Origin of the sequence: Puniceispirillum sp. (SeqCode) (genome assembly GCF_965657105.1) — a bacterium.
GTDB lineage: Bacteria > Pseudomonadota > Alphaproteobacteria > Puniceispirillales > Puniceispirillaceae > Puniceispirillum.
On sequence record NZ_CBFHNB010000008.1, the window covers coordinates 301 to 7920 of the forward strand.

The 7620-nt window shown below is 45.2% G+C and carries 8 protein-coding genes; 4 read left to right on the plus strand and 4 right to left on the minus strand.

Annotated elements, in window-relative coordinates; all coding sequences use genetic code 11:
- Positions 1-137 (minus strand): flagellin N-terminal helical domain-containing protein (locus tag ACTF7Q_RS02105; RefSeq protein ID WP_438996244.1); only part of this gene is annotated, 137 nt, incomplete at its 3' end.
- A gap of 259 nt (positions 138-396) precedes the next feature.
- Here ACTF7Q_RS02105 and ACTF7Q_RS02110 point away from each other — a divergent pair.
- A complete protein-coding gene (locus tag ACTF7Q_RS02110; protein ID WP_438996199.1) occupies positions 397-885 on the plus strand; it encodes a hypothetical protein in 489 nt (162 codons plus the stop codon).
- Positions 886-924: 39 nt separating this feature from the next.
- On the opposite strand, the gene fliD is transcribed toward ACTF7Q_RS02110, so the two are convergent.
- Positions 925-3453 (minus strand): flagellar filament capping protein FliD, encoded by a 2529-nt coding sequence (gene fliD, locus ACTF7Q_RS02115; protein ID WP_438996200.1) that lies wholly within the window; start codon positions 3451-3453, stop codon positions 925-927.
- 287 nt (positions 3454-3740) lie between these two features.
- Here fliD and ACTF7Q_RS02120 point away from each other — a divergent pair, with 287 nt between their 5' ends.
- A complete protein-coding gene (locus tag ACTF7Q_RS02120; RefSeq protein WP_438996201.1) occupies positions 3741-5369 on the plus strand; it encodes a chloride channel protein in 1629 nt (542 codons plus the stop codon).
- A gap of 17 nt (positions 5370-5386) precedes the next feature.
- Here the strand turns inward: ACTF7Q_RS02120 and ACTF7Q_RS02125 are convergent, their stop codons facing one another.
- Positions 5387-5671, minus strand: coding sequence for a hypothetical protein (locus ACTF7Q_RS02125; protein ID WP_438996202.1), 285 nt, complete (start codon positions 5669-5671; stop codon positions 5387-5389).
- A gap of 135 nt (positions 5672-5806) precedes the next feature.
- Between ACTF7Q_RS02125 and fliS the strand changes: the two genes are divergently transcribed.
- Both fliS and ACTF7Q_RS02135 read left to right on the plus strand, forming a co-directional pair.
- Positions 5807-6202 carry a flagellar export chaperone FliS gene (gene fliS / locus ACTF7Q_RS02130; RefSeq protein WP_438996203.1) on the plus strand — a complete coding sequence of 132 codons (396 nt, stop codon included), beginning with the start codon at positions 5807-5809 and terminating at the stop codon, positions 6200-6202.
- Complete coding sequence (locus tag ACTF7Q_RS02135; RefSeq protein ID WP_438996204.1) at positions 6199-6522, plus strand: hypothetical protein; 324 nt, start codon at positions 6199-6201, stop codon at positions 6520-6522. The genes fliS and ACTF7Q_RS02135 overlap by 4 nt, the downstream gene beginning before the upstream one ends.
- Here the strand turns inward: ACTF7Q_RS02135 and ACTF7Q_RS02140 are convergent.
- A partial coding sequence (locus ACTF7Q_RS02140) for a sigma-54 interaction domain-containing protein (protein WP_438996205.1) occupies positions 6519-7620 on the minus strand: 1102 nt, incomplete at its 5' end. The two genes, ACTF7Q_RS02135 and ACTF7Q_RS02140, sit on opposite strands and share 4 nt — an antisense overlap.

Here is a 7620-nt window from a genome sequence, read left to right on the forward strand (position 1 = left end):
CCAGCAGCGTCGTCGGCTGCACTGTTAACTTTGAAACCAGACGATAGACGTTGCATCGACTGTTCCATCTCTTTGTTGGTATTCGCAAGGTAATACTGCGCATTCAAGGCAGATACATTTGTGTTAATAGCAGTCATAGTAAATCTCCATAACTAGAGTGAAAGTTTCTTCGTCAGGAAGGTTTACGACACATGGTAAAAATGATTAGCGTTCTGTAAGAAAAAAATTCAACATATTGAAAATGCTATAATAATTATATGATCACTAAGTTTTTTTCGGTTTGATTTATAATTGGATATAAATTTATTTTGATTATCTGTAAGTAAATTATTATATAGATAACGTTATAAGATATGTGTATTTAGTTTAAAATTAATTGGTTTGCTGGGGTATCCAATGCATTGTCCAGGTTGGGTTTTTGATGTCGCTGTTTCTAGATGCGTCGCTGAGTTTTTGTCAGCAGAGCTAAATCTTGAGGTATTTGCCTCAAAATATGCTAACGGGCTGGCTGAGCGATATGCGCCCATTGATGAGGCGGTGTTTAGTGACACAGCGAATGAATTAATGGGGTTCTTGGCTGAAATAGAAGCTGGTGAACAAGCTGTCAATTTGATTGCAGATTATTGCTATTACCGTATCCATAATGAGGGTGTTGGCAAGCCCCGCAAGCTTAAATCAATGTTTGGGTCTGCCGAAGATCCGGTAAAACAAGCCGAAGCTGGTTCTGTTGCTATGATAAAGGGGTTTCGAGCTTATGTCTTTGGACTTCGTTCAAACACGGTTCCCCAGGCTCCAGCGGGATGGAAAGTCGAAGATGAAGAAGAAAACCTGCCACATCTTGTAGAGTTGGTTGGTCGAACTGTATCTTTGTTGGATGCCTTTTAGCGCTTAGCTGTTAGCGCTAATCTCTCACGCCAATTTCATTTAGGCTTTCAGCGATGCTGTCCAAGCATCCATCATGCTTGTTAATTGCGTCTTTGTGCTTTCCATGCTGGCCACGGCCGAATTCATCGCCGAGAATTTGGTCACATATTGCGACCTGACGCTTGCCATACGTGTTTCGAGCGCTGCAAGCTGGGCATCATAATCTTCTATCTCACTATTATAGACCGCTATTTTTTTATCAAGTTCATTCGTGCTAGCCAGCAATTTGCCTGCATACTCCTGAAATGTTTCAAGCAGGCTTTTACCTACATAGACTGTTGTATCGGTCCCGCCGCCACTGATAGACAGAGCGACGCCATTTGTGTCACCTGATGTTGATGCGTAAGCCGTCCCAAAATTTGTCAATTGTGTTGTGCCAAGCGTTCCAACGCCATCAGTCAGTGTAAAGCTGTAGACACCAGGTGTGTATTTATCGCCTGATACGCTTCCTGTAACAAGCGGGCTTCCTGTTGTAACCCGGCTATTCATGATCGCAGCAAAGCTATCTGGATCATTTTCAAAGGCCGCTTTCATCTCTGCTTCATTCAGCGTCAATGTGCCATCAAGTTCGGTGCGGACACCAAAATTGGCAAGATAAACTGAATCGGGTCCAAAGCCAGGTATAGCTTGTGTGCTAAAAGCGCGAAGCTTTTGCCGCAAACTGCGGATTGATGGGTCGCCAGCGAGTGGGCCGCTTTCATCGCCATTTACACCGCGTTTGCTTTCGGCGTCTATATTAGCCGCGAGCGTATTGATATTTGTTATAAAGAGACTCATCGCGGCATAGGCAGTGTCGGCGTCATAAGATGCCCCAATGGTCTCTGCGCTTGTGGTTGTCGATTTTAATGTGATGGTCATACCATCGATCAAATCGGTGACGCTGTTACTGTCACGTGTCACTGAAATACCATCTACAGTAATGCTGGCATCGGCGGCACTGACGGTCTCTTGTGTGCTATTGAATTTTGTATAGCTAAGGCTACTGAGCCCCGAAGATGCAGGCGTTTCGGTTACAGCTATATTCATGCTGTAATCCAAACCTTCGCGTGATTTAATGGCAAGCGCGTAATTGGTATCACTTTTCTTAACAACGGATGCGACAATATCAAGTGAAGATGCGTTTATGTAGTCACGAACTTCGGTAAGGCTATCACCACCACCAATTTTTACCGCTGTAGCCAAATCTTGCGTGGCCGCTGACTTATAGGTGAGGGTAAGTGCATCGGTGCCGGCAGTAATACCAAAGGTTAAATCAGCATAGCCAGTTGCCCCCTGTAGCGCAGTTACCACTGCTGCAAGGTCAGCGGGGGCAGTTGCGAATGTATGCTCAATCGAGTTTGTGCCGTCCGAAATAGTTACAGTTTGCCCAGCCAAATTTGTCAAACCAGTACTGTCAAAACCAGCAATAGTTTGAATTTCAGCCACTGAGTCAGAGCCTGTGGTTGTTTTGCTGACGGTAAATGATGATTGCGTGCCGATGGTAATAGTCTGTTTGGTTACATCATCATTTGGATCAAAAGTTTCAGCTGTCGCAAGACTAACAGAAGCATTTGATTCATAGGTCAATGTAAGCGCATCTGTTCCAGCTGTGACGCCAAAGGCAAGGTCTGCATAACCGGTTGCGCCTTGAAGGCCTGTAACAACCGCCGCCAGATTTGAGGGCGATGACGTAATGGCAGTGGCTAAAGAAACCTCTCCAACAGCTTCGTAAGTGAGTGTCAGGGCATCGGTACCAGCGGTAATACCAAACCCTAAATCCGAGTATCCTGTAGCATTTGTAAGCGCTGTGACCATCGCATCTAAATCTGCAGGCGCAGTATCAAAAGTATGGGTGATTGAGTTGGTGCCATCTGAAAGAGTCAGCGTTTGCCCTGCCAGACTGGCAAGACCGGTGGCATCGAGTCCAGTGATTGATTGCACTTCAATAACTGAAGACGATCCGGTCGTTGTTTCAGCAACATTTAACGCCCCCGCAGAAAAAGTGTGTGAAACTGTATTTGTGCCATCGGACAATGTCATCGTTTTGCCCGCAAGTGCAGTTATGGCGGTACTGTCCAAACCAGTGATAGATTGGATTTCTACATTTGAACTACTGCCATCTGTTGTTTCGACAACAGTCAGTGACGCGCGGTTGCCAAGCGAAATTTCTAAGGTGCCAGTGCCAACACTAGATGTGACCGCTGAAAAGCCATCAAAAACTAGACTTTGACTGGCGGCTAGACTGTTGATTTCGATATTGCTTGAGAAATCCTTGGCAATCGTTGGATCCGAAATTTCTATGTCAAGCGAACTTCCAATATGTGACGCTGTCAGGCCTGTAATGCCATCCAAAGGTGTTAGCGCGCTATTGAAATCACTATAGCCTTGTTTGATTCTGCCCACACTTGAGATGTTGACGGTACGTTCTTCTTTGCCCTTGGTAATAAGGCTTTCAGTCGGTGCGCGTTCAGCATTGACAAGAGTATCAATCAACTCGGTTGTGTTCAAGCCAGAGCCTACATTGAGGGCGCTTAGATAATCTACTGCCATTTAATTATGCCTGAAATTTCATCTATTTATGTTAACGGCTCAAATCTGCAAGATTTATGCCGCTTTAGATAAAATTAATGCAATAGGGCGCCAAACATACTAATATTTCGTTAATGGGGCAGGCGCAGGGTCATTAAATTGCCCATTAATTGAGGCTTTTGACAGTTTAATTGAGATGCTTGTGAGTTAGAGTGATAAATTACGTTATCAGCAATTTTGGTAAATATGTTTCTGTTTTGACATCATTCGTGGTCGTGATTGCAACGGGATTATTGTTCGGTTTCGTCATGGCGTTAATGTCAAATGGCTTTGTAAAGGGTGTTCAATATCTTTCTGACGCTCGCGGTGCCTTCAGCAATCTTGTTGTTGTAATTGGAACAACTAACTTATCTTTTGCTCCATTATGTGGATTATTACTAGCTGTAGCCGTGATTTTAATCATCCGTCGCTTATTTAAAATCAAACGTTTTCATGGCCCCGCAGATAGTATTTTTGCTGCTCATCGCACTGATAATGAGTTGGATGTGCGCGCTGGCATTGGTTCAACTCTTGTAGCCTTTGTGTCGGCTGCTGGTGGTGGATCAGTTGGCCAGTATGGTCCTCTTGTACATTTTGGTGCCACTATGGGCAGCTTTATGCGTCAGCACACAGGCGGTATGCTCTCGACGGATGTCTTTATTGGATGTGGTGTAGCAGGCGCAATCGCTGCTGGTTTTAACGCACCAATTGCCGGAATTGTTTTTGCACATGAAGCCATTTTGCGGCATTTCTCGCTTCGTGCCATTGCCCCGATTGCAATCGCCAGCATAACGGCTGCTGGGGTCAGTAAATGGATATTTGGTGATAGTTATGTCTTTGCAATGGATAATATCAACGTTGATCTCATCGGATTGTTACCAGCAGCATTGATCGCTGGCCCTTTATTTGGTCTTATTGCCGTTTTATTCATGATGTCAATTCGCCATAGTGCCCGTTTCGCTGCCGCATCTGGCTGGTCACCCGCGCGTTTGCTTATCACTGCCGCAATTGGTGCGGGCATTGTTGGCATGTGGGTGCCTGAGGCTCTTGGCCTTGGTACATCAGTGATTTCCAATATTCTGAATGCGGAAACATTGAATGTTGGTCTGCTGATTTTGTTCATTGCCAAAATCGGGTTAACAGCACTTTGTATTGGTTTTGGGATGTTTGGTGGCGTATTTTCACCTGCCTTGCTTGTTGGCGCGTCTGCTGGCGCTTTTGTTGGGCGTGTATTTGTCAGTCTTGGTATCCTCAACGCAGGGCCTGGCTTGGCTATTTGCGGTATGGCAGCTGTTGCAAGCGCGGTCATAGGTGCACCCATTTCAGGGGTTTTGATCATCCTTGAATTAACAATGAGTTATGAATTTGCCGTAGCCGCTATGCTCAGCGTTGTCACAAGTTCAATGGTGGCGCATGCTATGTTTGGCCATTCATTCTTCGACCGGCAACTTCTTGACCGGGGCATAGATGTCTCGCTTGGGCGGGGGCATATTGAAATGATGGAAACCTACATTACCGATATTGCGCATGATGACTATGTGGCTTTGAAAGAAACCTGTTCAGTGCAGCAAGCAATCAGGGTCATGGTTGATGCAAAAGCCACAGAAGCTTACCTGCTTGATGATAGTGGTGGTTTCAAAGGCAAGCTGACCTTGCATGCGTTACTGGCTGAAACATCAGACAGCTTGGCAAAGACGCATGTTCAGTCGGAGCCAATATCGATCAAGCATGATGCGTCACTGCAGCAAGCCATCGAAATTGCCAGTAACTTTGTTGGCGAACATATCCCGGTTATTGACCGGCATAATAATACCTTGCTTGGTGTTGTAACCGAAGCCGACCTATTTAAATTATATTTGGGTTTACAGGGGCGCATTGCCGATTTAGAGCGCGCCTGACCTAAAACGATACTAACTTAGGCCAGAATATCCACATGATCGCGAAAACGAGGCGTTTCAAAATGCATATTAGAAACGCGCGCCATTTTCGATAAAAGCGTGTTGTGTTGATAAGCAGGTGACATAAGCGCACGTGCTGCCAGAAACTGTTCGGCAGCAACAGCTGATGGGGCATGCCTAGGGTGTCTGATAATCATCGCAGGTTGATTTGGATAATCCTTCGGCATTACCTGTAAGGCGCTTGTTGCTTCGATTCCCATTGCCGTTTGACGCAAACTTGGCACAATGTTTGCAGGTGACATAGCAGTCATCGCATATGCGTTGGCGGGTTTTGCCGCAGAAACTGGCGGTATAGCTTGATTTGCTAAAGTATTCATCATGGATCTAGTAATAGCATAACTGCGTCAAAATGCAAGAAATAGGAGCGAAATCCCTCAATGAGCTACAATAAAATGATGCATGCTTATAAAAAATCTGATCAGGACGCTATCGTTGAGTCAGATGATCCCCATGCAATGGTTTTTCTTATGTTTGAAGAGCTGTTGCGCGCGATGAATAAATTCGTCGTGAATGTAGAGGATCCTAAAGGGTCTCCAGAGGAGCGCTCAAAATCTTTATCTCGTGCATTAACCATTATTTATGGTCTGCAAACGAGCCTTAACTTTGAGGATGGGGGGGAAATTGCTGAAAATTTGTTTCGGCTATATGAGTATGCACGTATTCAATTAATCACTGACTCAGGCAATAATGAAATTGCAGGAACTAAAGTTGCGATTAGTGCGTTGGATGAAATTTGTGATGCATGGGGGATGATAGGAAAGGCAGTAACATGACAATGATGTCAAAGGATAAAGAATTCCCAAACAATCTGGCTTTAATAAAAGAGTTTGAGGTGCTTAGCCATGAAATTGATGATGCCATCAACCGCGCCGATTTTGCGGCTATTGAGATTTTAGATCAATCGCGCCGTAATCTGGTGAATAAAATGGAAGTCCCGCAAGATGCCGTTGCCGACGAACAATGGTTCAAGATTGCTAAACGTTGTGTCCAGCAGAATGATGCGGCTAAAGAAAAAGTGTTAGGCCTGATGGCTGAATTGCGGCAGAACACTGGCTCGAAATTAAGACAATTGAATGGTTATCGGCCAAGCTAGTCTATGTTTTCAAGGGCGTTTGATTGCGCTACTGGCTTCTCGATCATTAATTTTTTCATTTTTTCAATCAGCGTGGTGCGCCTTAATTTCAGCGCGGCAGCCGCCTGGCTGACCATGCCTTCGCTTTTTTCCAATGAGGCTTCAATCAATACCACTTCTATGTCACGCAAATGTCGTCGCAGGTCAATTGTATCAAAATAACTAAACCAGTCCCGATAATGTGATGGATGCGGAAGCGGCGCATCTTCTGGCTCTCCAATGCCACCTAATGAAATCCCACTTAAATCATCAGCTGCATCCCAAATGGCATTCATCTCTTCCTCGCGGTCAGGAACTTTTAGTCGTAAGAGGTTTTCTTTAACCTGGGTGCCTGAAATACTTTTACCAGCGAATAGCACTACGGCGCGCTCAATGACGTTGCGTAACTCACGAACATTGCCGGGCCATGTATAGCGGCCTAACTCGCTATAGCCACTTTCGGATATTTCAGGTGGGGTAATATTATCATACTCACCCATCTGTGACAAAATGCGCTCAACAATCTGGGGGATATCTACGGCACGTTCAGCCAAAGTTGGCACTTGAATCGGGAACACATTGATCCGGTAATATAAGTCAGCGCGAAATGAACCGTTATCTACCTTTGATGGAATATTTTGATGAGTTGCGCAGACAAGGCGAAAATCAACTTTAATATCCTTGCCACCACCAACCCGCTGAATTGTGCGATCTTCTAGCGCGCGCAGCAATTTCGATTGGAGAGACAGAGGCATGTCACCAATTTCATCTAGAAACAGCGTGCCGCCATCGGCCATTTCAAAACGACCTTTGCGGTTTTTATCGGCACCAGTAAAGGCGCCTTTTTCGTGCCCGAACAACTCGCTTTCCAGCAGTTCACTGGGGATCGCGGCGCAATTTACTGAAATCAATTCACCGCTTCGGTTGGAATTATTATGAATAGCGCGGGCGACTAGTTCTTTACCAACGCCTGTTTCGCCCAGAATAAGCACGGTTGTTGATGATGGCGCGACGACGTCAATTAGCTTTTTTAAATCTTTTGACGCGGCTGAGTTGCCAACAATAAGCTCATCTGTTTGA

Bases quoted from the DNA above. Each gene is read 5' to 3' on its own strand.
- ACTF7Q_RS02125 (WP_438996202.1), bottom strand. From the start codon at position 5,671: ATGTCACCTGCAAACATTGTGCCAAGTTTGCGTCAAACGGCAATGGGA.
- ACTF7Q_RS02135 (WP_438996204.1), top strand. From the start codon at position 6,199: ATGACAATGATGTCAAAGGATAAAGAATTCCCAAACAATCTGGCTTTA.
- fliD (WP_438996200.1), bottom strand. From the start codon at position 3,453: ATGGCAGTAGATTATCTAAGCGCCCTCAATGTAGGCTCTGGCTTGAAC.
- ACTF7Q_RS02120 (WP_438996201.1), top strand. From the start codon at position 3,741: ATGGCGTTAATGTCAAATGGCTTTGTAAAGGGTGTTCAATATCTTTCT.
- ACTF7Q_RS02110 (WP_438996199.1), top strand. From the start codon at position 397: ATGCATTGTCCAGGTTGGGTTTTTGATGTCGCTGTTTCTAGATGCGTC.
- fliS (WP_438996203.1), top strand. From the start codon at position 5,807: ATGAGCTACAATAAAATGATGCATGCTTATAAAAAATCTGATCAGGAC.